The organism is Micromonospora xinjiangensis (assembly GCF_056150165.1).
In genome coordinates this window covers 508,057-530,745 of the sequence record NZ_JAXCFO010000003.1, presented here as the reverse complement: position 1 = coordinate 530,745, position 22,689 = coordinate 508,057, and the positions used below count along the sequence as shown (strand labels likewise).

Sequence of the window (22,689 nt, the reverse complement as noted above, 5' to 3'; positions counted from 1 at the left end):
AAAATAATCCTTCACACCTGTCGGTGACAACCCCTGTCAATCCAGCGGCAGCGCCTTGTAGTGGATCGACACGGTGCGCGCACCGGGCGGCGGGTCGGTGCGTCCCCGCTTCCGGTACGGCTCCATGAGCCGGTCCACGGCCTCGTTCAGCTCCGTCAACTCCTCGGCCGTGAGCAGCAGCTGTCCGTCGGAGAGGCGGGCCGCGTCGTACCACTCGACCGGCTCGTCCGGAGCGCGGCGCAACCAGTCGCGACTGCGCTCCAGCTCCCGGGCGAGCCACGCCTCGATCAGGGCGTTCTCCGCCGCGCGGGCCTCGGGAGCGGCGCTGCGGCCAGCGTCCACCGTCCAACTGGAGCTGACGGCCCGCCAGATCCGCTCCCGCGCGTCACCCCGGCTGGGCGCCGGCTCCACCAGGCCGGCCTTGGCCAGCTCGCGCAGGTGGTAGCTGGTGGCGCTCGGTGACTGGCCCACGAACCCGGCGCACTCGGTGGCCGTCGCGCCCTCCGGAAGCGCGCTCAGGTGTTCCATGATCGTGAGTCGGGCCGGGTGGGCCAGTGCCCGCATCACCTGCGGATCGCTGATCCTCACCCCGCGTCGCTCGGCAGGCGGCTCGGTCATTCCTCCATGATCCCGGCCCACCCCCCACCCGTCACCCACCCCGTGGTCCACCGGCGCCTCCAGGTGATCAGGGTTCGCGTCCCCGGTGGGGCGACGTCTGACGCGAATCTCGTGATCATCGGGCCGAGAGGCGGGAGGGGGTGGGGAAATGCGTCGCCTTCCGGCGGGTCGGGGCGTAGGGTGGACGACCGCGCGCGTCGACGCGCGCCTCCTGCCTGCGGGCACAGCCGACACCGCCTCGACGGAGCGCCGGGCGGCCCAGGTCAACCGATCACACGAACGCACCGGAAGGTCGCCTCGGATGACCCTTGCCGCCCACACCTCGCACGACCCCGCCATCGCACCCGCCGGCCCGAACGCCGACGCGGACCTGTCCGGCGACGCGCACCTGCCCGAGCCCGACGCGGCGCGCACACCCGACGCCGACCAGCGCCGCCACCCCGCGCCGGGCACACCCGACGCCGACCGGCCCGACGCCGACCGGCCCGGCCCCGACACGCCGGACGCACTCGACGCCGAGCTGGCCGCCGAACGCGCGCACCTCGACGCGTCCCGGGACGCGCTGCGCCGCATGCGGGAACGGGCCGAGTCCCTCTTCGCCACCGGCGACAAGGTCGCCGGTGACTCGTACACCGCCGAGCAGTTGGGCCGCCACATGGCCCGGCGGGTCAAGGAGCTGGCCGACGACCCGACCACGCCGCTCTTCTTCGGCCGGCTCGACTTCGGCGGGACCGCCGACGGTTCGGAGGGCGGCGACGTCGACCCGGACCACGCCGGGCGCAGCTACCACGTCGGGCGGCGGCACGTCACCGACGAGTCGGGCGAGCCGATGGTGCTCGACTGGCGGGCTCCGGTCTCCCGCTCGTTCTACCGGGCCAGCGCCCGCGACCCCCAGGGCATCGCCGTACGCCGCCGCTTCGGCTTCAGCACCGGGGTCCTGACCAGCTTCGAGGACGAGCACCTGGACCGGGGCGAGGAGCTGGGCACGGCCAGCCGGATCCTGACCGCCGAGATCGAGCGGCCGCGCGTCGGGCCGATGCGGGACATCGTCGCGACCATCCAGCCGGAGCAGGACGAGCTGGTCCGCGCCGACCTCGCCGACTCGATCTGCGTGCAGGGGGCCCCTGGCACCGGTAAGACGGCCGTCGGGCTGCACCGGGCCGCGTACCTGCTCTACCTGCACCGCGAGCGGCTGCACCGCTCCGGCGTGCTGATCGTCGGGCCGAACCGGGCCTTCCTGTCGTACATCGCGGCGGTGCTCCCCGCCCTCGGGGAGGTGGAGGTCGAGCAGTCCACGGTGGAGGACCTGGTCGCCCGGGTGCCCGTCCGCGCCGTCGAGGACCCGGCCACGGCCGCGCTGAAGCACGACGTACGGATGGCCGAGGTGCTGCGTCGCGCCCTCGACGCGCACATCGCGGAGCCGACCGAGCCGATCATGGTGTCCGACGGCTCGTTCCGCTGGCGGATCGGGCTGGAGCCCTTGCACCGCGTCATCGAGGAGACCCGCCGGGAGGGCCTGCCCTACGGCGTGGGGCGGGAACGGGTCCGCGCCCGGGTGGTGAGTCTGCTGCAACGGCAGTCCGAGGCGCGCCGCGCCGAGTCGCCCAGCGACGCCTGGTTGCGCCGGATGGCGAAGTGCCGGCCCGTGACCGACTTCCTCGACGCCGCCTGGCCGGCGGTCACACCCGAGGGCTTGGTGCACCTCCTGCTCGCCGACCCGGCGGCCCTCGCCGCGGCCGCGGACGGGCTGCTCACCGAGGCCGAGCAGGCGCGGCTCACCTGGGCGAAGCCGCCGCGCACACCCAAGGCGGCCCGGTGGACGGCGGCGGACGCGGTGCTCATCGACGAGGCGGCCGGGCTGATCGAGCGTCCGGCGGGCTTCGGCCACGTCGTGATCGACGAGGCGCAGGACCTCTCGCCCATGCAGTGCCGCGCCGTCGCGCGGCGTAGCGAGCATGGATCCATCACCCTCCTCGGCGACCTGGCCCAGGGCACCGCGCCGTGGGCCGCCACCGACTGGCGGGAGTCCCTCACCCATCTGGGCAAGCCGGACGCGACCATCGTGCCGCTGACCGTCGGGTTCCGGGTTCCGGCCGCGGTTGTCGCGTTCGCCAACCGGCTTCTCCCGCTGCTCGCCGTCGACGTGCCCCCGGCCGAGTCGCTGCGCCACGACGGGGGCCTCGACGTGCGTACGGTGGCGGAGCCGACCGCGGCGACGGTGGCCGAGGTGCGGGCGGCGCTCGCGCACGAGGGTTCCATCGGCGTCATCGCCGCCGACGACGCCGTCGAGGAGTTGCGGGCGGCGCTCGACGCCGCGGGCGTCGACACCGGGACGGCCGACGACGTGGAGGCCGCCGCGCGGGTCACCCTGGTGCCCGCGACGCTGGTCAAGGGCCTGGAGTACGACCACGTGGTGGTCGTCGAGCCGGCCGCGATCGTGGCCGCCGAGCCGCGTGGCCTGCACCGGCTGTACGTGGTGCTGACCCGGGCGGTGTCCCGGCTGACGGTGCTGCACCGGGAGCCGCTGCCGGCACCGCTCGCCGGCTGACCGCCCCCGTCACCGCTCGCCGCGCCGGCCCGCGTCCGGCCCGGCGGCGGGGTGCGGTCGGGTGCGGAGGCCGGCTGGGCCCGGGTGCGGCGGCGCGGCTCAGCGGGAGAGTACGGCGGGGCGGCTCAGCGGGAGAGTGCGGCGGCGACCTCGCGCAGCGGCCGGCCGGACTCGGCGATCGGTACGGTGAAGGCGAGCCACGAGCCGTCGGTGAAGTCGATGCGCAGCCGCTTCGGGTTGAGCCGGTGCCAGCCCACCCGCACCGACGCCAGCTCCGACCGTGACGCCGCCCAGGCGACGGTGGTCTCGGCCACCGCCCGCTCCTCGTCCTCCCGTTTGGACAGCAGCTTCACCGGCCCGCTCACGCAGACCAGCAGCCGCCGGTCCGTGGCGACGAGCAGGATGTCCCGCACCGTGACGTCGGGGCGGGGCGGCTGCAACGCGTGGTGCAGCCGGGAGGCGGCCGAACCGGGCGCGCCGCGCCCGGCGATGCCCCAGACGATGCGGTCCACCAGCCGGTCGCCGGGCGCCGAGGTGATCAGCGGCGCGAGCAGGTTGAGCAACGCCGACCCCGGGGTCACCCGGCGGGACACCTGCGCCTCGGCCGCGTCGGGCGGCGCAGGGGGCGTGGCCCCGTTGGCGGCGTCGGCCTTCGCGTACGCCAGCACCCGTTCGCCCGGCTCGGCGAGCTGACCGACCCGGTCGCGGTACCTGGTCTCCTCCATCGGCTCAGTATCGGTCGTAGCCGTCGTCGGAGCGGCGCTGCGGGGCCGGAGCGTCGCTCATGACCTCGCCGACGATCTCCCGGACCCGGGCGGCGGCGGCCTCCTGGGCCCGGTTGGCGGCGGCGGTGAACTCCTCGGCGAGGGTGTACGAGTCGAACCGCATGGCGCGTGCGTTGACCTCGGTGGAGAGGATCTTGCCGTCGGCCGCGGCGGTCACCGTGACGAGACCCGAGTCGCTCACGCCCTCGGCGCTGCTCTGTTCCAGCTCGGACATCCGGTCGGCGAGCTGGCGCTGCCACCCGTCGAGGTTGCGCGCCAGCGCCTCGATCCGGTCCAGTGCGGGGAAGGTCATGGCTGCCTCTCAGTTGACGATCGAGTCGAAGACGTTCTGCACACCGTTGGTGTACGGCCCGAGGTCCTCCCGGTAGGTGCCGTCCACCAGGTAGTTCCGGTCCTTCTGCCCGTCGGAGACGTCGTGCAGGCCGACCCCGGTGTCCAGCAGCGCACCGCCGATGCCCGGGATGTTCACCGGGGACGCCTGGTTGATGGCGAACCTGCCGGGGAAGAGGATCGCCGTCCGCTTGAGCTTGAACTCGAGCGCCTCCCTGGTGTAGCCGGACTTGTTCCAGGCCCGGTACGCCTTCTTGGCCTTGCGCAGCTCCATCACGGTCCGGCGGTACTTCATGAGCAACTCGGCGACCTTCTGCAGCTTGGTCGCCAGCTTGGTGAGGATCTCGGCGAACCGGGCCACGATCTTGACCATGCGGCCGACCGTGGTGGCGAGCCGGGCGAGCACGCGGACCACCGTGGCGGCGAGGGAGACGCCCGCGCTGAGCACGGCGGCCACCGCCGCGATGATGACCTCGGTGAGGAACCAGAGCAGGAACTCCAGGATCAGCTCCACCAGGAGGTTGAAGGCGTCGACCGCCGCGTTCGCCGCGTCGACCAGCACCTCCTTGGTGCCGTCGAGGCCCTTGGCGAGCTCCTCGATCGCCTCCTCGACGGACTCCATCGAGGCGTGGAACTTGTCCGCCGCGTCACCCGTCCAGGCGCCACGCAGTCGGGCCCGGTCGGCGACCTGGTCACCGGCGATCCGCCGGACCGCGTCGCCCGTGGTCAGCGCGAGCTGAGCCGCCTTCATCAGGTCGTCCGGCTCGCCCGCGACCAGCTCCAACAACTGCTCGAACGGCCAGAGCACGGCCTCGGAGAGCGGCTTGAACGGGTCGGGGGTGCCCGACACGATCTGCTCGAAGTAGGTCTTGTTGCGCTGCAGCGCCTCGGTGCTCATCGATCCCCCTCAGGCGCCCGGCGTGAACAGGTCGTTGGTGGCCACGTCCGTCCCGGTGTACGCGTCCGCGGTGTCGGTGATGCCCTCGGCGATGTCGGCCATCATCTCCGCGCCCTCCTCCAGCCCCTGCAGGCAGGCCTCGAACTGCTCGGCGTACGCGGCGGCGAGGCTGAACGACGCCGGCATGATCCCGAACGCGTGCCGGGGCACGTGCCCGTCGTTGAACACCCGTCGCAGCTCGCGGAACCGCTCGGCCCGGTCCCGCGAGGTGGCGGCGAAGGACGTCAACGCCTCCGGTTGGACGTCCAGGTTCCTGCTCGGACTCGTCACGGACCCTCCCCAGTGTCCTGCGGCCACCCGCTCGTCGACCGGCGCCTCGGCCGGCGGGAATACCACAGTAGGCGATGCGCCAGACGGCGCACGCCCCCGTCCCGGGGACAGCGGGAGGTGGCGCCCACCGGGTAGACAGGGAGCCGGCAGTTCCACCCGCACCCACCGGCGAAGGAGACCCGCATGATCCTGGCCCGCGCCGACCAGGTCAGCCGCCGTTACGGCGACGTGCTGGCCCTGGACGGGGTCGACCTGACGGTGCACGCCGGTGAGCTGGTCGGCCTGCTCGGGCCGAACGGGGCCGGCAAGAGCACGCTGATGAACCTGCTCGTCGGGCTGCGCCGACCCACCTCGGGTCGGGTCGAGCTCTTCGGCGGCGATCCCCGCGATCCGGCGTACCGGCGGCAGCTCGGCATGACTCCGCAGGAGACCGGTCTGCCCGGCACGCTGCGCGTCGGTGAGGTCGTCGACTTCGTGGCCGCCCACTACCCCGACCCGCTGCCCCGCGCCGAGCTGCTCGACCGTTTCGGCCTGGCCGACCAGGTCCGGCGGCAGACCGGTGGTCTCTCCGGTGGTCAGCGCCGCCGGCTCGCGGTCGCGCTGGCCTTCGTCGGCCGGCCGAGGCTGGTGCTCCTGGACGAGCCGACGACCGGGCTGGACGTCGAGGCCCGCCGCACGCTCTGGGACGCCATCCGGGCGTTCCACGCCGACGGTGGGACGGTGCTGCTCAGCAGCCACTACCTGGAGGAGGTCGAGGCGCTGGCCCACCGGGTGGTGGTGATCGGGCACGGCCGGGTGCTGGCCGACGACACCGTGGACGCGGTTCGCTCCGTGGTCGGCGTACGCCGGGTCAGCTTCGTCGCCGGCGAGGTGCCGGCGCTGCCCGGTGTGGTGCGGACCGAGCGGATCGACGGCCGGACGCACCTGCTCACCACGGACGCCGACGCACTCGTGCGGAGCCTGGTCACGGCCGGGGTGACCTTCAGCGAGCTGGAGGTGCGCCCGACGTCGCTGGAGGAGGCGTTCCTCGCCATCACGGCCGAGGGCCGCCCCGGCGATGCCGCGCCCTCCGGTGTGGACGCGCCGCCGGGCCAGCCGGGCGGCGCCGACGACCGACCCACCACCGCCGCCGCGGGCGGCCGACCGGCCACCGCCTGAGGAGGCGATCGTGCACCTCGCCCTGGTCCACACCCGTTACCAGCTGCTGGAGATCATCCGGATCCCGGTGGCGATCTTCGGCAGCGCCTTCTTCCCCGCCGCCGCCATGCTCTTCTTCGTGGTCCCGTTCGCCGGCAAGGATCCGCTCGGCGCCACGTACGCCACCGCCTCGATGGTCACCTTCTCGGTGATGAGCGCCAACATCTTCCAGTACGGCATCGGCGTCGCCGAGGACCGCGACCAGCCCTGGAACCCGTACACCAGGACGCTGCCGGCCGGCCCGGCGCCCCGGTTCGCGGGCCGGGTGCTGGCCGGCCTGGTGCTCACCTACGCCTCGCTGATCCCGGTGGTGGTGATCGGCGCGACGCTGACCGCCGCGCAGATCACTCCGGTGGCGTTCCTGCTCGCCGCCGCCACGGTCGCCGTGGTGTCGGTGCCGTTCACGCTGATGGGGCTGGCCATCGGCTACTCGCTGCCCAGCAAGGCGGCGATCGTCGTCGCGCAGCTCGTGTTCTTCCCGCTCGCCTTCGGCGGCGGGCTGCTCTCCGCTCCGGACGAGGCGCCCGGGTTCATCGAGGTGATCGCGCCCTACCTGCCCACCCGTGGCGCGGTCGAGCTGATGTGGGCGGCGGTCGGCGACTATCCGGTGCGGCCGCTCTCGCTGGCCATGCTCGGCGTCTGGGTCGTGGTGCTGGCGACGCTGGCGGGCTGGGCGTACCGGCGGGACGAGGGTCGCCGGTTCAGCTGACGATTCGTCCGTTTTAGCCCCGTACGTCGGCTCGGCGATGCCATATTCGGCAGGAGGGCGGTGGTGGCCGCCCCGAGCCGAGAGGGGTCGACGTGAGCACCGTCCCGCCCGGTACGCCGTGCTGGGCCGACCTCGCCACACCGGGTCTGGCCGACGCGAAGCGGTTCTACCCGGAGCTGTTCGGGTGGACCGGGCGGGTGGCGCCGGAACCGGAGGCGGGCGGTTACACGGTCTTCCTGCTGAACGGGCGGGCGGTGGCCGGCGCCGGTCCGCCCGCCATCCCGGACCAGGTGCCGATCTGGTCGACCTACATCGCCACCGACGACGCCGACCTCGTGGCGGGACGGGTGGAGCGGGCCGGTGGCCAGGTCGTGGTCCCGCCGTTCGAGGTCTTCGACCGCGGGCGGATGGCCGTCTTCAGCGACCCGGCGGGCGCCTCGTTCAGCGTCTGGCAGCCGATGGCCATGCCCGGCGCCGAGGTGTTCAACGTCCCCGGCGCGATGAGCTGGAACGAGCTGGTCACCCCCGACCCCGAGGGGGCCAAGGTCTTCTACGAGCTGGTCTTCGGCTGGCAGCCGGACGACCAGGCCGTCGGGTCGATGACCTACACGGGCTGGCGGCTGGGTGCGCGGATCGTGGCGGGAATGATGCCGCCGTTCGCCGACGACTTCCCGGACGATCTGCCGGCGTACTGGACCGTCTACTTCGCGGTCGCCGACGCGGACGCCGCCGCCGCCCGCGCGGCGGCGCTGGGCGGATCCATCCTGGTGCCGCCGCGGGACATCCCGACGGGCCGCTTCGCGGCGCTCCGCGACCCGCAGGGCGCGCTCTTCTCGGTGATCGACATCGGGACCCCCGCGGAGGAGTGACCGGGCCGGGCTGCCCGCGTGATCGCGCTCGATCCAGGATGTGGTGGCCCCGACGCGACGCGGAGGGCACTACGTCCGGGATCGAGCGCGATCGAGGCCGCGCAGAGCGGGACGCGGCGAGGGTGGGTCAGCGGCGGCGGACCGGGACGACCAGCGGTCCGTGCTCGCCGTCGAGGACCCGGACGCTCGCCCGGTAGTGCTCGGCGAGCAGCGGTTCGGTGAGCACCTCGTGGGGAGTGCCGGCGGCGGCCACCCGACCACCGGACAGCAGCACCATCCGGTCGGCGTACTCGCCCGCGATGGAGAGGTCGTGCATCGTCGCGACCACGGTCAGCCCGTGCTCGCGCCGGAGCTGGTCGACGAGGTCGAGCACCTCCTGCTGGTGGCCGATGTCGAGGGCGCTGGTCGGCTCGTCGAGCAGCAGCAGCGTGGCGCCCTGGGCGAGCGCGCGGGCCAGGAAGACCCGCTGGCGTTCGCCACCGGACAGGGTGGCCAGTTCGCGTCGGACGAAGCCCGCCAGGTCCAGCCGGCCGAGCACCTCGTGCACGGCGGCCAGGTCGGCGGCCGACTCCCGACCGAGCGGCGGGATGTACGGGGTCCGCCCGAGCAGCACGTAGTCCAGCACCGACATGCCCGGCGGCACCACCGGGGACTGGGCCACGGTCGCCACGACCCGGGCCCGCTCGCGACGGCGCAGCGACTCGATCGGCGTACCGAAGAGGGCGACGGCGCCCGGCGCGGGCAGCAGGCCGCCGACGGCGCGCAGCAGGGTCGACTTGCCGGCGCCGTTCGGCCCGATCACCGTGACCCACTCACCGGCGGCCACGGTGAGGTCGACCCCGCCGAGGATCGGGGTGCCGTCCAGGGCGATGTGCAGGTCACGGACCTCGACGGCCGGTGCGGCGCTCACGTCAGCACCCGCCGGGCGGTGCGCAGGACCAGGACGAAGAACGGGCCACCGAGCAGGGCGGTCACCACGCCGATGGGGATCTCGGCGGGCGCCGCGACGGTCCGCGCCACCACGTCGGTGAGCGCCAGGAACGCGCCGCCGAAGAGCAGCGAGAGCGGCAGGATCACCCGGTAGCTCGACCCGGCGAGCAGCCGTACGGTGTGCGGCACGATGATGCCGACGAAGCCGATGAGGCCGGTGGCGGAGACGGCGGCGGCGGTGCCCAGCGAGGCCGCGGCGATCAACAGGTAGCGGGAACGCTGCGGGTGCAGCCCGAGGCTGGTGGCCTCGTCGTCCCCGACGGAGAGCACGTCCAGCTCCCGCCGGTGCAGCAGCACCACCACGGCGGTGATCACGGCGTAGGGCAGCACCAGCAGCACGTCGTGCCAACCGGCGGTGGCCAGCCGGCCGAGCAGCCAGGAGTAGACCGCCTGGATGCTGTCGGCGTTCTGTTGCAGCAGGTAGGTCTGGCCGGCGGAGAGGAACGCGGACACCGCCACCCCGGCCAGGATCAGCATCGCGGGTGAGCGGCTCCGGCCGCCCGCCGCCCCGATGAGGTAGGTCAACGCGACCGCCGCCAACGAGCCGACGAACGCGGCGAGCGGGATGGTCAGCGGAAGGTCGGTGAGGGCACCGCCGGCACCGGCGCCGCCGAGGGCGATCACGGCGGTCACCGCGAGCCCCGCCCCGGGCGCCACGCCGAGCAGGTAGGGGTCGGCCAGTGGGTTGCGGAACGCGCCCTGGTAGCAGCCGCCGGCGAGGGCCAGCGTCCCGCCGACGAGCAGGCCGAGCACCGCCCGGGGCAGCCGCAGCTCGGTCACGATGGCGATCTCCCGCTCGGTGAGCCCGCTCTCCAGGTGCACGCCGGGAAGCAGGTTGAGCAGCTCGGCGGCGACGCTGCCCGGAGGCAGGGTGACCGGGCCGAGCGACACCCCGGCCACCAGCGCGACGAGCATCGCGGCCACCCCGGCGGCCAGCCAGATCGGGCGCAGGCCGACCGGCCGGGACGCGGAGGGCGTCCCGGCCGGCCGGGCGGGCGGCGCCGCGGGGGTCACGGGAAGGACCCTGGTCACCGGCGGCGGTCCGTCACGCGGGCACCTTGGCGACCGCGTCCACGATCGCCCGCAGCAGGTCCACCACGCGCGGCCCCCAGCGCGAGGCGACGCTGTCGTCGAGCGCGACCACCTGGTTGTTCTTCACCGCGGTCAGCCCGGACCAGCCGCTGCGCGCCTTGACCGTGTCGGGGCTCTGCTGGCAGCACTTCGTGTCGGCCAGGAAGATGAAGTCCGGGTCGGCCTTGACGATGACCTCCTGGGAGAGCTGCGGGTAGCCGCCGTTCTTGCCCTCGGCGTCGGCCGGGTCCGCGATGTTCTCCAGTCCGGCCATCGCGTAGAGCGAGCCGATGAAGGTCTTGCTGGTCGCGCTGTACAGCTGCGGATTCAGCTCGTGGTAGAAGGTGAGCTTCTCCGACCGCTGCGGCAGGTCCTTGACCAGCTTGGTGATGTCGTCGCGCATCCGCCGGGTCACGTCGGCCGCCTCGGTGGCATGGCCGGTGAGGGTGCCCAGGTCGGTGATCTGCCGGTACGTGTCGTCGAGGGTGGTCGCCGCGGGGGTCACCAGCACCGGGATCTTCAGCTTGCCGAGCTGGTCGACCACCTTGTTGCGGTCGTCCGAGATCACGACCAGGTCGGGGTTGCGGCCGGCGATGGCCTCCGCGTTCGGCTGGAAGCCGGACAGGTCCGTCTTCGGCGCCTCCGCCGGGTAGTCGGAGTTGTCGTCGACCGCGATGACCTGCGGCCCGGCGCCGATGGCGTACAGCATCTCGGTGGCGCTCGGCGAGAGCGAGACGATCTTCTCGGGGCGCTTGTCGAGGGTGATGTTGCCGACCGTGGCCGGGAAGGCGGCGGTGGGCTGGCCGGTGCCGCCGGCGGCGGGCGAGTCGTCGGCCTTCTCGGCGCAGGCGCCGAGGGCGAGCGCGGCGACCGCGAGGGTCGCGGCGAGCAGCCGGGGGGTACGTCTGGACATCGGTCCTCCTGTCGGTCGAGGAGCGTGGTGCTTCGCCGACAGGGACAGGCGCCCGTCCGCGAGGCGCCCTTCCTCGAGAGCGCGGGTCGCGACCGTCCGCAGGCGACCTGGCTCGTTCACCGCCGGTGGGCCGGCGGGACATCACAGTTGCGGGACAGCGCCGGATTCGCACCGGCTTCGCTGTGGAACGGTCGGTAAGACGGTAGCGCACCCCTCCAGGAGGCTGACTGATCAAGAGGCCGATCGACGGCGGTCGACGGTACGGCCCCGCCGGTCCCGTGCCTGGTTACCGGTATGTCCTGATCGAACCGCGTGGTGGGGCCCCGCCGGGGGCGGGACGGGGCCCCACCGGCTCAGGAGGCGGTGATGGTGATGTTGTCCACAGCCGCCTCGACCAGGCTCGCGCCGGAGGCGTCCGCCGCCTGCACGAGGATCCGCACCGTCTGCCCGGCGTACGGGGTCAGGTTGAGGGTCGAGACCGCCCAGGAGCCGTTGCGGTTGGCCGCTGCGCCGGCCTGGTTGAGCAGCGTGGTGGTGCCGCCGCCGTGCACCACGCTGACGCGGAGGTAGTCGGCCGACGAGGAGTTCGAGCCGTGCGCGAGATACCAGGCCAGTGAGAGGGTCAGCGTGCCGCTCGACGGCAGCGCCACCGCGGGCGACTGCGCGCTGGTCACCCCGCCGTCGAGGTCGTAGTCACCGGCCCCGGTGCCGGCCAGCCGCCCGGTGACCAGGTCGTTGCCGCCGGCGTACGGGGTGAGCTGCTTGGCCCCGCTGGACGTGGTCGCCTGGGCGGCGCCCCGCTCCCAGGCCCCGGCGGTCGCCGTGTCGGTGCCGGACGGGTTGATCGTCCAGCCGGTCGCGGTCTCGAAGGTGTCCGACCACACCGTCGTGCCGCCACCGCCGCCGCAGTACTGCGCCTGCTTGCCGATCGCCCGGTACGGGCAGTCGGCGTACTCGCTGAGCATCAGCACCGCCTCCCGGTTGCGGGAGGTCTGCGCCGGGATCACCTCGTCGGGCGGGTAGAACCCGCCGCCGGAGGCGGAGCCCGGGTACATCTCGAAGGTGTACGCCCAGATGCCGTGCGCCGCCCACATCCAGTCGATGCTGGTGCCATCGGCGATGTAGAGGTCGCTGGACTGCTCGGGGGTGTAGCCGTTGGTGGCCGCCATCTGCTGGCCGATGGTGGCGAAGGTGTTGTACTGGTCGGCGGTCATCCCGCTCGGCGTGTTGGCGGTGGTGTAGCCGAAGGGCCAGAGCACGAGCTGCGAGTACGTGTGGAAGTCGATGTTGGCCTTGATCTGCTGGACGCCGCCGACCACCCGACTGTTCACGAAGTTGCGCAGCGCCTGCGTCTCGGGGGCGGAGAAGGCCGACGGGCCCCGGTAGGTCTCCGACGATGTCGAGCCGGACGAGCCGCCGCAGCAGCCCCACTGGTAGCTCCAGTTGCGGTTGAGGTCGGTGCCGACGTACGACGATCCGCTGTTCGGCTGCCGGTTCTTGCGCCAGGAGCGGTAGGACCCGGTGGCGATGTCGTACTCGCTGCCGTCCGGGTTGACCGTGGGCACGATCCAGATCTCCCGGCCGTTGACGATGTTGGTGATCCGGGAGTCGCTGCCGTAGCCGTCCGTGAAGAGGTTGAGCAGGTAGATCGCCATCTCGACGGTCAGGTGCTCACGGGCGTGCTGCTGGGCGTTGAAGAGGATCTCCGGTTCGTTCTCGTCGGCGGCGACGTTGTCGGAGATCTTCACCGCCATGAGGTCGCGACCCTCGTACGAGCTGCCGATGCTGAGCTTGCGAGCGATGGTCGGGTGGTCCGAGACGACCTGGTTCACGACGGCGGTCAGCTCGGCGTAGTCGTGGTAGTTCGAGTCGGCGGGCGGGAAGGCGAACGTGCCCACGTGACCGTCGCCGTGATCGGTGGACGGCGGTGCGCTGACCCGTTCCAGGCGGAAGCCGAGGCGAGTGATCGCCGCGGCCTCGGCCGTCGTGGCCGAGACGTGCAGCACGCCGTGCTCGCTGTAGTCGATGGCCGCGCCGGTGCGGGCCACCGCGTTGCGGTCGGCGAGGGTACGTGGTCCGAGCACCCGGTACTCGGCGGCGGCCGAAGCGCCGGGCTCCGGGCCGGGTCGGGCGGCGACGTGCCCGGTGGTGACGGTGACGAGGCCCAGCCCGGCGGCGACGGCGAGCGCCAGGGCACGGCGGAGACGGAGGGGTGAACGGAAGGCCATGGACAACCTCCTCGATGGCGGGAGATCCCGCTCGGTGGAGCACACTCCATCACCCGTCGCATGGTCATATCAATATGAATCACTTCCTCTTCCATGCCAGGCGGATCATCATCCCGGCAATGATTTTCCATCCATCTAGATATGGCGAAACTTCCCTGCAAGCGCGACACTGACCGGCGACGATGCCCTACTCCAGACCCGCGGAGCACCCATGGCCAGATCACGCCTGAGCGTGGCCGCCCTCGCCGGCGTCACCGCGCTCACCCTCCTCGGCACCGCCGTACCCGCGTACGCGGCGGCCCCCGTCGCGGTAAACCAGACCACCGCCGGGCCGGTCAGCCACGACGAGCAGATCACGTTCCAGGAGTGGTCCCGCTACCCGGACTGGCGGCGAGGCACCCACACCGGCACCCGGGCCGTGCCCGGCGCCCGCCCCGGGCTGACCCTGGCCCGGCCGGCCGGCACCACGGCCTTCACCGACCCGCACACCGGCACCACCCGCACCTGGGAGTACGCCACCTGGACCTCGCCGGTCACCGCGGTCGGCTTCGACGCCACCGAGCTGGTCGCCTCCTGGAACGCGAAGACGCCCGCCGGCACCTGGATCCAGGTGGAGCTCCAGGGCGCCTACAACACCGGTGACAAGACCCCGTGGTACGTGATGGGGCGCTGGGCCTCCGGCGACGCGGACGTCAAGCGGTCCACCGTCAACCGCCAGGGCGACCCGTGGTCGACGATCTGGACCGACACGTTCAGCATCGACGACGCGGCGGCCGGAGTGCTGCTGCGGTCGTACCAGCTGCGGGTGACCCTCTACCGGGCCCCCGGGCAGCAGGCCGCGCCGGTCGTGCACATGGTCGGCGCCATGAGCTCGAACGTGCCCGACCGGTTCACCGTCACGCCGAGCGCCGGGCACATCGCCTGGGGCGTCGAGCTTCCGGTGCCGCGCTACTCCCAGAACGTGCACGCCGGGCACTACCCCGAGTACGACGGCGGCGGCGAGGCGTGGTGCTCTCCCACCTCCACCGAGATGGTGATCGAGTACTGGGGACGGAAGCCGTCCGCCGCCGACACCGCCTGGGTGGACCCGACCTACCCCGACCCGACGGTCAACCACGCGGCGCGGATGACCTACGACTACGAGTACGACGGCGCGGGCAACTGGCCGTTCAACACCGCGTACGCCGCCAGCTTCCCCGGCCTCGAGGGGCGGGTGACCCGGCTGCACTCGCTGGACGAGGTGGAGCGGTTCATCGCCGCCGGCATCCCCGTCATCACCAGCCAGTCCTTCCTCGCCAGCGAGCTGGACGGCGCGAACTACGGCACCTCCGGCCACCTCTTCGTGATCGTCGGCTTCACCGCCGAGGGTGACGTGATCGTCAACGACCCGGCGTCGTCCAGCAACGACGTGGTGCGCAACGTCTACCAGCGGGAGCAGTTCGAGCAGATCTGGCTGCGGACCAAGCGGATCAACGCGAGCGGCGGCGTCTCCGGCGGCTCGGGCGGCATCGCGTACCTGATCAAGCCCGTCCACAAGCCCTGGCCCCACGTGAAGGGCTCCACCAACTGGTAGCCCCCGGCCTCCCCGGCTGAAGCCGGCTGGTCAAGAGGTTCGCGTCACCCGGAGCCCGTCCGGTGACGCGAACCTCTTGATCACCGGGACTCGTCGGTGGGGGGCGCGGCTGTGGTCTCGTCCTCGCCGGCCAGGGCCGAGCGCAGGCGCTCCTTCTCGGTCCGGCGGCGCTCCGCGGCGCTCGCCATCTCCTCGGCCATCTCGTCCCGCCAGCCCTTGAGCAGGAAGAACGAGAGCGCGGCGGAGAAGACCAGCGCCAGCATCAGCTTCAGGAAGACGTTGATGTCGACCAGCCAGAGGGCCGCCAGCACGAGGACGAACAGCCCGATCCGCCCCAGCGTGTACTTGACCGCCGCGCTCACCCGCACCACTCCGTTCTCCGCCGCCGGTCCGTCCGGCGGCACGTCAGCCCGTCCGCCGGGCCAGCCAGCGGACGCCGGCGAACCACACCACCGCGTACACGACGGTGAAGGTGACCGCCGCCAGCGCTCCCGACAGCAGCCCCGGCAGCCCGGCGGCCAGGCCGGCGACCAGCAGCCCGGCGACCACCGCGACCGCGGCGCCGAACACCCCCGCGATCACCCGGGCGGCGCCGAACTCCCAGGCGCGGAAGTCCTCCCAGAAGAGCCAGGCCGGGAGGATGATCGCCAACCACCCGTTCGCCCGCCCGAAGTCACCCGCGCCGAACGAGGCGAACGCCCAGTCGAACAGCACCAGGGCGAGCACGCCGATCAGCCAGCCGGCGAGGCTCACCCCGAGCAGGTCGCCGAGGAAACGCACCCGCCCCTCGGCGTCACGCCGGGGAAAGCCGCTCTGCTGCTCTGTCATCGCTCTACGAGGGTACGTGCCGGTCAGGCCCAGACCCGCTGCGGCTCGGCGCGCCGCTCGGCCAGCGACGGGGCGTGGTCGTACTCGCGGACCACCTGGTAGCGCGTGTCCCGCTCGACGGGCCGGAAACCGGCGTCCCAGATCAGGTCGAGCAGGTCCTCCCGGTGCATGGTGCTCGGCGTGCCGTACGAGTCGGCGTCGTGCGTGATCTTGTACTCGACGACCGAGCCGTCGAGGTCGTCCACCCCGAAGTTCAGGGAGAGCTGGGCGACCGAGAGGCCGTGCATCACCCAGAAGCACTTCAGGTGGGGCACGTTGTCGAGCATCAGCCGGGAGACCGCGAAGGTCTTCAGCGACTCGGCCGGCGAGGCCATCGTGGTGCGTGCCTGGATCCGGTTACGGATCTTGCCGTCCGCGGAGTCGACGAAGTCGTGCTGGTAGCGCAGCGGGATGAAGACCGCGAAGCCGCCGGTCTCGTCCTGCAACTCGCGCAGCCGCAGCACGTGGTCGACCCGGTGCCGGGGCTCCTCGATGTGGCCGTACAGCATGGTGGCGGGCGTCTTCATGCCCTTGCGGTGCGCCAGGGCGTGGATCCGGGACCAGTCCTCCCAGTGGCACTCGTGGTCGACGATGTGCTGGCGGACCTCCCAGTCGAAGATCTCCGCGCCGCCGCCGGTCAGCGACTCCAGGCCGGCGTCCATCAGCTCGTCGAGGATCTCGTCGGCGCTCAGGCCGCTGATCTTCTCGAACCACTGCACCTCGGTCGCGGTGAAGCACTTGAGCTTCACGTTCGGCAGCGCCGCCTTCAGCTCACGCAGCACCTTCGGGTAGTAGCGCCACGGCAGGGTGGGGTGCAGCCCGTTCACGATGTGCAGTTCGGTGAGCTGCTCGTCCTCCATCTCCTTCGCCTTGCGCACCGCCTCGTCGATGCGCATCGTGTAGGCGTCCTTCTCACCCGGCTTGCGCTGGAAGGAGCAGTACGCGCACGACGCGGAGCAGACGTTGGTCAGGTTCAGGTGCCGGTTGACGTTGAACATCACCCGGTCGCCGTTGAGCTCGGTGCGCCGGTGGTGGGCGAGCCGGCCCAGCCAGGCCAGATCGTCGCTCTCGTAGAGCGCGATCCCGTCCTCCCGGGTCAACCGCTCCCCGGCGTAGACCTTCGCCTCGAGCTCACGCTTGAGTCCGGCGTCCATGGCACGTCCCTTCCACCCGCGGTCCCGGTCGAGCGTACGTCGGGCGGGCCGGCGGGCCGCCGGCACGGTCGCGGACCGACCTGGTTCACCACATTCTCAGGCTTCCGTAACCCGACCACGCATCGACAACGCTGCGCCGCCTGAGGTAAGACAGGTGGGGGGACGACACGCTGGTAGCGTCCCCACCGCCGTCCCCACCCCGGTCGGCGGCTGCACGTGGGACGGGGAGCGGCATGGTGAACAGCGGGAACGGGCGACGGCGGCGACGGCGGAGCCCGGTGGTCTCGCCGGTGCTGCGCCCCCGGCTCTGGTCGGCCCTCCTCGGCGCCATCGCCGCCGCGGTGCTCGCCACCCCGGTCTACGCCGACCCCGCGCCACCCACCACCGTGCCGGACACGGGCGCACGCCCCGCCGTCACCGGCACGCTGCAACTGCCCGGCGGCGCGCCCGTCACCGGCACGCCGAGCCCGGGCGCGCCCGTCGGCAACCTCGGCAACGGGCCATTGGCCAGCCAGATCTACGCCGCCCAGACCCAGGTCGGCACGCTCGGCGAGACACTGCTGCAACTGCGGCAGAGACGCACCGAGGCGGAGGCGCGGCTCGCCGAGGCCGACCGGGAGCTGAGGCTCGCCCGTGACGCGCTGGTCCGGGCCCAGGAGCGGGCCGACCGCGCGGCCGCCGACGCGTTCAAGGCCGCCGCGGCGCTGCCACCCGGCGACTTCGCGGAGGATCTCGAAGGGCTCAGCCGCCTCCAGCGGATCACCCGGGGCGAGAAGGTCGAGGGCTCCACCACCGCCGCCACCGGCGAGCTGGCCCGCGCCCGCGCCGCCGAGCAGGCGGCCTACCAGGCGTACACGACGGCCGACGGCGAGCTGCGTTCCCTCCAGACCGAGTTCACGACGGGCGAGCAGGCGCTGCGCGCCGAGGAGGCGAAGCTCCTCAAGCTGCGGGAGGACAACGCCGCGCAGCTCGTCCAGATCGAGCGCCAGCAGGAGGCCGCGGAACAGCAGCTCGGCGCCGGTTACGTGCAGGGGCAGAGCGCCAACGGCCTGACCGCCCACCCGCGGGCCATGGCCGCCGTACGCTACGCGCTCGCCCAGCTCGGTGACCCGTACCTCTGGGCGGCGGAGGGTCCGAACCGGTTCGACTGCTCCGGTCTCATGTGGGCGGCCTACCGCTCCAAGGGAGCGGACTACTTCAACCTGCCGCGGGTGTCCCGCGACCAGTACTACGCGACCCGTGGCCGCACCGTCGAGCGCACCGCGCTGCTCCCCGGCGACCTGCTGTTCTTCGCCTCGGGCAGCAGCTGGACGACGATCCACCACGTGGGCATGTACATCGGCAACGGCAAGATGGTGCACGCCCCGACCACCGGCGACGTCGTCAAGATCTCGACCGTGACGTGGTCCCGCCTGTACGCGGCGACCCGGGTGATCGGCGCGGTGCCGTCGCCCACCACGACCCCGAGCCCGAGCACCACCCCGAAGCCGACCACCTCGCCCACCCCGAAGCCCACCGGCTCGCCGACGCCGAGCCCGACGGGCTCGGCCACGCCCAGCCCCACCGGTTCGGCCACCCCGACGCCGACGAAGACGCCGACGAAGACCCCGACCCCGACGCCGAGCGGCAGCACCACGCCGAGCCCGACCGGCACGCCGTCCTCGACGCCGACCAGCAAGCCGCCGTCGAGCTCCCCCGCCTCCACCAGCCCGTCCGCCACCGGCAGCTCGCAGCCGAGCAATACGCCGTCGGCGAGCGGCTCGGTGAGCCCGAGCAGCGACAGCTGAGCCACAAGCTCCGACTCCGGGTGTGCCGTCGGGGGTAAATGTGGCACCGTGACACCCAGGCACGCCCGGCCCCGGCCGGGCGCGGGTGCGAGTGTCGGGCGGAGGGCGGAGATGGCCGACCAGAAGGATCCGGCGGAGGCGGCGGCGCCCGTCGACGGCGCGGCCACGGCATCGACCGCCGAGGCGGCAGCGCCCGTCGACGGCGCGACCGCCGTGGCGAACGCCACCACCGGCGGTGACAGCAGGCCGGACGACCGGCTCGCCGCGCCGACGCCCGGGGCCACCACGGGCGACAGCCGCGAGGAGCGGGGCACCACGGTGCCGACCCCCGAGACCGCGACGGCCACCACCGGTGGCGACTCCCCGGAGGACGGGCCCACCGCCGGCGACACGCCCGACACGCCGTCGAACGGCGACCGGCCGGGCGCGGCCCCCGCGACGGCCCCGACGGTCGGGGCCGCCGACCGCGAGGTGCACCCGTCCAGCCCGGCCGGAGCCCGGTCGTCGGCGGTCCCGGTGCGTGCCCGGGCGAGCGTGCCCGGCACGGGAGGGACGCGGGGTGGGGCGAGCGCCGGCACCACCTACCGGGCGGCCGACTCCGAGAGCCCGCCCGGCGCCGCTGCGGAGCTGCCGGGCCAGCGGGACGGCTCCGCCGTGCCGGCACGGGCCAGCGCCAGCGTCCCGGGCACGAATCCGCTCGCCGGGGACGAGCCGGCCCCGGCCGCCCGGGCCAGCGCCACGGTGCCTTCGTCGGCCCGCACCACGGTCGGCGCGGCGTCGACCCGGGCCAGCGCCAGCGCGCCCACCGCGAGCCGCACCGGCACGGAGCAGGGCGTCCCGCCCCTGCGCGCCAGCGCCGCCGTGCCGTCGACGGGCCGGACCACGGCCGGCGAGGCACCGGTGCCGGGTGCGCCCTCCTCGGGCGCGGCGAGGGTCTACCGGTCGGGTCCGGTGAACCCGGAGCCACCCGAGCCGGCACAGCCGCCGGAGCCGGCGCAGCCGCCCAAGCCCCCGACTCCGGAACCGGAGCCCGCGCCCGCGCCCACGCCGCCGGTGCCCGGGCCGACCCCGCCGTCACCCGCGCCGCCGCTGCCGGAGCCCACCCCGCCGGCGCCCGCTCCACAGCCGCCCGGGCCACGCCCCACGCCGCCGCCCGGGCCACGCCCCACGCCGCCGCCCGGGCCGCGTCCCACGCCGCCGCCCGGGCCCGTGCCGCCGGTACCGGGACCGCCGGCGCCTCCCCCCGGCCCACCGGTGCCTCCGCCACCGCCACCGCCCGGCCCCATGCCGGCGCCACCGTTCCCACCGCCCCCGGCGACCTCCTGGGCGGCGACGTCCGCCCCGGCCAGCGCGCCGGTTGCTCCGCTGGCCCGTACGGCCGCCGGCGGCGTTCCGGTGGGCGGCGCCGGGGCCACCACCCCCGGCGCCCCGCGCGACGGTGGCCGGGACCTGCTCGGGACGGTCTACGGCGGCGACGGCAGCGAGGGCGCGGGCTTCACCACGGTGGCGCTACCGACCAACGCGGTCGAGAATTCCGGTTCGCTGACCGGGCACATCCTGGCCCAGGGCTGGGCGGACACGCCGGCCGAGCAGTCCCGTACGACCCGGGTGGTGATCGTCCTCGCCGCCGCCCTCGGTCTGCTCGTGGTGATCAGCGTGCTGCTCGTGCTGCTCGCCGACGACGCGGTCAGTGGTCTCGTCGGCAACGTGCTCAGCAGCTGATTCATCGAGCCGGGTGATCAAGGCGGCGGCGGCATGATCGACGTAGCCCTCCGATCGGTGGATGCTCCGGTGGCGCCCGCCCACGGGGTGGTCGGAGGTTGCTCACAGGCACGGCCGGGCGAGCGGAGACAGGTGAGCCCGCCCACTACGGTTTCCCGGCCGGGTGGCGACTCGGCGTGGTCGCCGTACACTTGACGTGATCATTCACCCGGCGCGCGTCCTGCGCGCCCATGGGCGGTCTTGCGGGCGATTCGCGCGGCGTCGAGCTGCGGCGGGCCATCGCGAAGATGCGCCCCGCTCGAAAGGCACTTCTTGACCACCTTTGCTGACCCCAGCACGTTCCCGTCCGCTTTCGACGCGAGTCCCGCCGACAGCGCCCCCACCGGGGCCGACGCGGACCGCACCGACCCGGCGGGTGCCGCCACCATCGGCGACCCGGACTTCGCGGCGCTCGGCCTGCCCCAGCCGCTGGTGCGCGCGCTCGCCCGACAGGGCATCACCAGCCCCTTCGAGATCCAGCGCGCCACGGTTCCCGACGCGCTCGCCGGCCGGGACGTGCTCGGCCGTGGGCAGACCGGGTCCGGCAAGACCCTCGCCTTCGGCCTGCCGCTGCTCGCCCGCGTCGCCGCCGGCGAGCGGGCCCGGCCGCTGCACCCGCGTGCCCTGGTCCTCGTCCCGACCCGCGAGTTGGCCATGCAGGTCAACGACGCGCTGCTGCCGCTCGGCAAGGCGGTCGGCGTGTTCCTCAAGACCGCCGTCGGCGGGGTGCCGTACGACCGGCAGATCGACGCGCTGCGCCGTGGTGTGGAGATCGTCGTGGCCACCCCGGGACGGCTCGGCGACCTGATCGAGCGGGGCGTCTGTCACCTCGACGACGTCGAGATCACCGTGCTCGACGAGGCCGACCAGATGGCCGACATGGGCTTCCTCCCCGAGGTCACCGAGCTGCTCGCCAAGACCCCCGCGAACGCTCAGCGGCTGCTCTTCTCGGCCACTCTGGACGGTGACGTCGACACGCTCGTCAAGCGCTTCATGACCGATCCCGTCACGCACTCCACCGCGCCGCCCACCGCGGCGGTCTCCACCATGGACCACCACGTGCTGCTCATCCCGCCGCACGACAAGTTCCCGGTGGCGGCGTCGATCGCGGCTCGCGAGGGCCGGACCATGGTCTTCGCCCGGACCCAGCTCGGCGTCGACCGTCTGGTCAGTCAGCTCGCCGCGGTGGGCGTACGGGCCGGCGGTCTGCACGGTGGCAAGACGCAGCGGATGCGCACCCGCACCCTCGCCGAGTTCCGTGAGGGCCGGATGAACGTGCTGGTCGCCACCGACGTGGCCGCCCGCGGCATCCACGTGGACGGGGTCTCCCTCGTCCTGCACGTCGACCCGCCGAAGGACCCGAAGGACTACCTGCACCGGGCCGGCCGGACGGCGCGCGCCGGTGAGTCCGGGGCGGTGGCCACCCTGGTCCTGCCGAAGCAGCGCCGCACCACGCTCGCCATGCTGGAGAAGGCCGGCGTCGAGCCGGCCGAGACCCGCGTGCGCGCCGGTGACCCGGCGCTCGCGGAGCTGACCGGCGCCCGGGAGCCGAGCGGCGTCCCGGTCCGGGACGAGCCGGAGCAGCCGCGCCGGCACGGTGACCGGCCGGGCGGCCCGCGCCGCTTCGGTGAGCGGGCCGACCGGCGGTACGGCGACCGGCGTGACCGCCCGCGCGAGGAGCGCTCGTTCGGCGGCCGGGACGACCGTCCGGGGCAGCGCGGCGCCGACGGCCCCCGTGGCGACCGCCGCTTCGGCGACCGCGACGAGCGCCGCTTCGGCGACCGCCCGGCGGCCGACCGCCCGTACGCCGGCCGGCGGTTCGGTGACCGTCCGCAGGGCGAGCGCCGCTTCGGCGACCGCGACGAGCGCCGGCACGCCGACCGCCCGGGGGACGAGCGGCGGTACACCGGCCGGGCCGGTGACGGCCGCGGCGACCGGCGGGGCGGCTTCCGTTCCGAGGGCCGGGGCGGCGACGAGCGCCGCGGCTTCGGCGGTCGCACGCCGACCCGCACCCACTGACGCACCGCGTCCGCACGCCCGGACGCCGCCGCCGAGCCCTCG

Annotated in this window: 20 protein-coding genes and 1 riboswitch; of the genes, 8 read left to right on the top strand and 12 right to left on the bottom strand. The window is 73.6% G+C overall.

Annotated features, from left to right (window positions below; genetic code table 11):
* Positions 1 to 36: 36 nt before the first annotated feature.
* The gene (locus SM573_RS14400) at positions 37 to 618 is read right to left on the bottom strand and encodes an ArsR/SmtB family transcription factor (protein ID WP_474612676.1); all 582 of its coding nucleotides are present in this window, start codon (positions 616 to 618) and stop codon (positions 37 to 39) included.
* Positions 619 to 919: 301 nt separating this feature from the next.
* Here SM573_RS14400 and SM573_RS14395 point away from each other — a divergent pair, with 301 nt between their 5' ends.
* Positions 920 to 3,166: a HelD family protein gene (locus SM573_RS14395; protein WP_474612675.1), complete on the top strand. Its 2,247-nt coding sequence runs from the start codon at positions 920 to 922 to the stop codon at positions 3,164 to 3,166.
* Between the two features lie 125 nt (positions 3,167 to 3,291).
* Here the strand turns inward: SM573_RS14395 and SM573_RS14390 are convergent, their stop codons facing one another.
* From SM573_RS14390 to SM573_RS14375, 4 genes are read right to left on the bottom strand one after another with little or no spacing between them, the layout of a single operon-like run.
* Positions 3,292 to 3,891, bottom strand: coding sequence for a hypothetical protein (locus SM573_RS14390; protein ID WP_474612674.1), 600 nt, complete (start codon positions 3,889 to 3,891; stop codon positions 3,292 to 3,294).
* A 4-nt stretch (positions 3,892 to 3,895) separates the two neighbouring features.
* A complete protein-coding gene (locus SM573_RS14385; RefSeq protein WP_474612673.1) occupies positions 3,896 to 4,243 on the bottom strand; it encodes a YbaB/EbfC family nucleoid-associated protein in 348 nt (115 codons plus the stop codon).
* A 9-nt stretch (positions 4,244 to 4,252) separates the two neighbouring features.
* A complete protein-coding gene (locus SM573_RS14380) occupies positions 4,253 to 5,179 on the bottom strand; it encodes a WXG100 family type VII secretion target (protein ID WP_474612672.1) in 927 nt (308 codons plus the stop codon).
* A 9-nt stretch (positions 5,180 to 5,188) separates the two neighbouring features.
* Complete coding sequence (locus tag SM573_RS14375; protein WP_474612671.1) at positions 5,189 to 5,509, bottom strand: type VII secretion target; 321 nt, start codon at positions 5,507 to 5,509, stop codon at positions 5,189 to 5,191.
* A 183-nt stretch (positions 5,510 to 5,692) separates the two neighbouring features.
* On the opposite strand from SM573_RS14375, the gene SM573_RS14370 reads away from it, so the two are divergent.
* The 3 genes from SM573_RS14370 (at position 5,693) to SM573_RS14360 (ending at position 8,284) form a co-directional block, all read left to right on the top strand.
* Positions 5,693 to 6,667, top strand: coding sequence for an ABC transporter ATP-binding protein (locus SM573_RS14370; protein WP_474612670.1), 975 nt, complete (start codon positions 5,693 to 5,695; stop codon positions 6,665 to 6,667).
* Positions 6,668 to 6,677: 10 nt separating this feature from the next.
* Positions 6,678 to 7,415 carry an ABC transporter permease gene (locus SM573_RS14365; protein ID WP_474612669.1) on the top strand — a complete coding sequence of 246 codons (738 nt, stop codon included), beginning with the start codon at positions 6,678 to 6,680 and terminating at the stop codon, positions 7,413 to 7,415.
* 92 nt (positions 7,416 to 7,507) lie between these two features.
* Positions 7,508 to 8,284, top strand: coding sequence for a VOC family protein (locus SM573_RS14360; RefSeq protein WP_474612668.1), 777 nt, complete (start codon positions 7,508 to 7,510; stop codon positions 8,282 to 8,284).
* 127 nt (positions 8,285 to 8,411) lie between these two features.
* Here the strand turns inward: SM573_RS14360 and SM573_RS14355 are convergent, their stop codons facing one another.
* The 4 genes from SM573_RS14355 to SM573_RS14340 all read right to left on the bottom strand — a co-directional run bounded on the left by SM573_RS14355 (position 8,412) and on the right by SM573_RS14340 (position 13,486).
* Positions 8,412 to 9,194: an ABC transporter ATP-binding protein gene (locus tag SM573_RS14355; protein WP_474612667.1), complete on the bottom strand. Its 783-nt coding sequence runs from the start codon at positions 9,192 to 9,194 to the stop codon at positions 8,412 to 8,414.
* Entirely contained in the window at positions 9,191 to 10,189 is a 999-nt protein-coding gene (locus SM573_RS14350) for a FecCD family ABC transporter permease (protein WP_474612895.1), read from the bottom strand. The genes SM573_RS14355 and SM573_RS14350 overlap by 4 nt, the downstream gene beginning before the upstream one ends.
* A 130-nt stretch (positions 10,190 to 10,319) precedes the next feature.
* Positions 10,320 to 11,258: an ABC transporter substrate-binding protein gene (locus SM573_RS14345; RefSeq protein WP_474612666.1), complete on the bottom strand. Its 939-nt coding sequence runs from the start codon at positions 11,256 to 11,258 to the stop codon at positions 10,320 to 10,322.
* A gap of 80 nt (positions 11,259 to 11,338) precedes the next feature.
* Positions 11,339 to 11,466, bottom strand: a riboswitch (cobalamin riboswitch).
* A 145-nt stretch (positions 11,467 to 11,611) separates the two neighbouring features.
* Positions 11,612 to 13,486: a M14 family metallopeptidase gene (locus SM573_RS14340; protein WP_474612665.1), complete on the bottom strand. Its 1,875-nt coding sequence runs from the start codon at positions 13,484 to 13,486 to the stop codon at positions 11,612 to 11,614.
* Between the two features lie 211 nt (positions 13,487 to 13,697).
* Between SM573_RS14340 and SM573_RS14335 the strand changes: the two genes are divergently transcribed.
* Positions 13,698 to 15,059 carry a C39 family peptidase gene (locus SM573_RS14335; RefSeq protein WP_474612664.1) on the top strand — a complete coding sequence of 454 codons (1,362 nt, stop codon included), beginning with the start codon at positions 13,698 to 13,700 and terminating at the stop codon, positions 15,057 to 15,059.
* 80 nt (positions 15,060 to 15,139) lie between these two features.
* Here the strand turns inward: SM573_RS14335 and SM573_RS14330 are convergent, their stop codons facing one another.
* From SM573_RS14330 to mqnE, 3 genes are read right to left on the bottom strand one after another with little or no spacing between them, the layout of a single operon-like run.
* Positions 15,140 to 15,421, bottom strand: coding sequence for a DUF4229 domain-containing protein (locus tag SM573_RS14330; RefSeq protein ID WP_474612663.1), 282 nt, complete (start codon positions 15,419 to 15,421; stop codon positions 15,140 to 15,142).
* Between the two features lie 43 nt (positions 15,422 to 15,464).
* Positions 15,465 to 15,887, bottom strand: coding sequence for a hypothetical protein (locus SM573_RS14325; protein WP_474616272.1), 423 nt, complete (start codon positions 15,885 to 15,887; stop codon positions 15,465 to 15,467).
* Positions 15,888 to 15,910: 23 nt separating this feature from the next.
* Positions 15,911 to 17,080 (bottom strand): aminofutalosine synthase MqnE, encoded by a 1,170-nt coding sequence (gene mqnE / locus SM573_RS14320; RefSeq protein ID WP_474612661.1) that lies wholly within the window; start codon positions 17,078 to 17,080, stop codon positions 15,911 to 15,913.
* 233 nt (positions 17,081 to 17,313) lie between these two features.
* On the opposite strand from mqnE, the gene SM573_RS14315 reads away from it, so the two are divergent.
* The 3 genes from SM573_RS14315 to SM573_RS14305 all read left to right on the top strand — a co-directional run bounded on the left by SM573_RS14315 (position 17,314) and on the right by SM573_RS14305 (position 22,647).
* The gene (locus SM573_RS14315) at positions 17,314 to 18,867 is read left to right on the top strand and encodes a C40 family peptidase (RefSeq protein WP_474612660.1); all 1,554 of its coding nucleotides are present in this window, start codon (positions 17,314 to 17,316) and stop codon (positions 18,865 to 18,867) included.
* A 111-nt stretch (positions 18,868 to 18,978) separates the two neighbouring features.
* Positions 18,979 to 20,589: a hypothetical protein gene (locus SM573_RS14310; protein ID WP_474612659.1), complete on the top strand. Its 1,611-nt coding sequence runs from the start codon at positions 18,979 to 18,981 to the stop codon at positions 20,587 to 20,589.
* A 426-nt stretch (positions 20,590 to 21,015) separates the two neighbouring features.
* Positions 21,016 to 22,647: a DEAD/DEAH box helicase gene (locus SM573_RS14305; protein WP_474612894.1), complete on the top strand. Its 1,632-nt coding sequence runs from the start codon at positions 21,016 to 21,018 to the stop codon at positions 22,645 to 22,647.
* Positions 22,648 to 22,689: the final 42 nt, after the last annotated feature.

Coding starts and splice junctions, on each gene's coding strand:
- SM573_RS14400 (WP_474612676.1), bottom strand. CDS start 618: ATGACCGAGCCGCCTGCCGAGCGACGCGGGGTGAGGATCAGCGATCCG.
- SM573_RS14395 (WP_474612675.1), top strand. CDS start 920: ATGACCCTTGCCGCCCACACCTCGCACGACCCCGCCATCGCACCCGCC.
- SM573_RS14390 (WP_474612674.1), bottom strand. CDS start 3,891: ATGGAGGAGACCAGGTACCGCGACCGGGTCGGTCAGCTCGCCGAGCCG.
- SM573_RS14385 (WP_474612673.1), bottom strand. CDS start 4,243: ATGACCTTCCCCGCACTGGACCGGATCGAGGCGCTGGCGCGCAACCTC.
- SM573_RS14380 (WP_474612672.1), bottom strand. CDS start 5,179: ATGAGCACCGAGGCGCTGCAGCGCAACAAGACCTACTTCGAGCAGATC.
- SM573_RS14370 (WP_474612670.1), top strand. CDS start 5,693: ATGATCCTGGCCCGCGCCGACCAGGTCAGCCGCCGTTACGGCGACGTG.
- SM573_RS14350 (WP_474612895.1), bottom strand. CDS start 10,189: ATGCTCGTCGCGCTGGTGGCCGGGGTGTCGCTCGGCCCGGTCACCCTG.
- SM573_RS14345 (WP_474612666.1), bottom strand. CDS start 11,258: ATGTCCAGACGTACCCCCCGGCTGCTCGCCGCGACCCTCGCGGTCGCC.
- SM573_RS14340 (WP_474612665.1), bottom strand. CDS start 13,486: ATGGCCTTCCGTTCACCCCTCCGTCTCCGCCGTGCCCTGGCGCTCGCC.
- SM573_RS14335 (WP_474612664.1), top strand. CDS start 13,698: ATGGCCAGATCACGCCTGAGCGTGGCCGCCCTCGCCGGCGTCACCGCG.
- SM573_RS14325 (WP_474616272.1), bottom strand. CDS start 15,887: ATGACAGAGCAGCAGAGCGGCTTTCCCCGGCGTGACGCCGAGGGGCGG.
- mqnE (WP_474612661.1), bottom strand. CDS start 17,080: ATGGACGCCGGACTCAAGCGTGAGCTCGAGGCGAAGGTCTACGCCGGG.
- SM573_RS14315 (WP_474612660.1), top strand. CDS start 17,314: ATGGTGAACAGCGGGAACGGGCGACGGCGGCGACGGCGGAGCCCGGTG.
- SM573_RS14310 (WP_474612659.1), top strand. CDS start 18,979: ATGGCCGACCAGAAGGATCCGGCGGAGGCGGCGGCGCCCGTCGACGGC.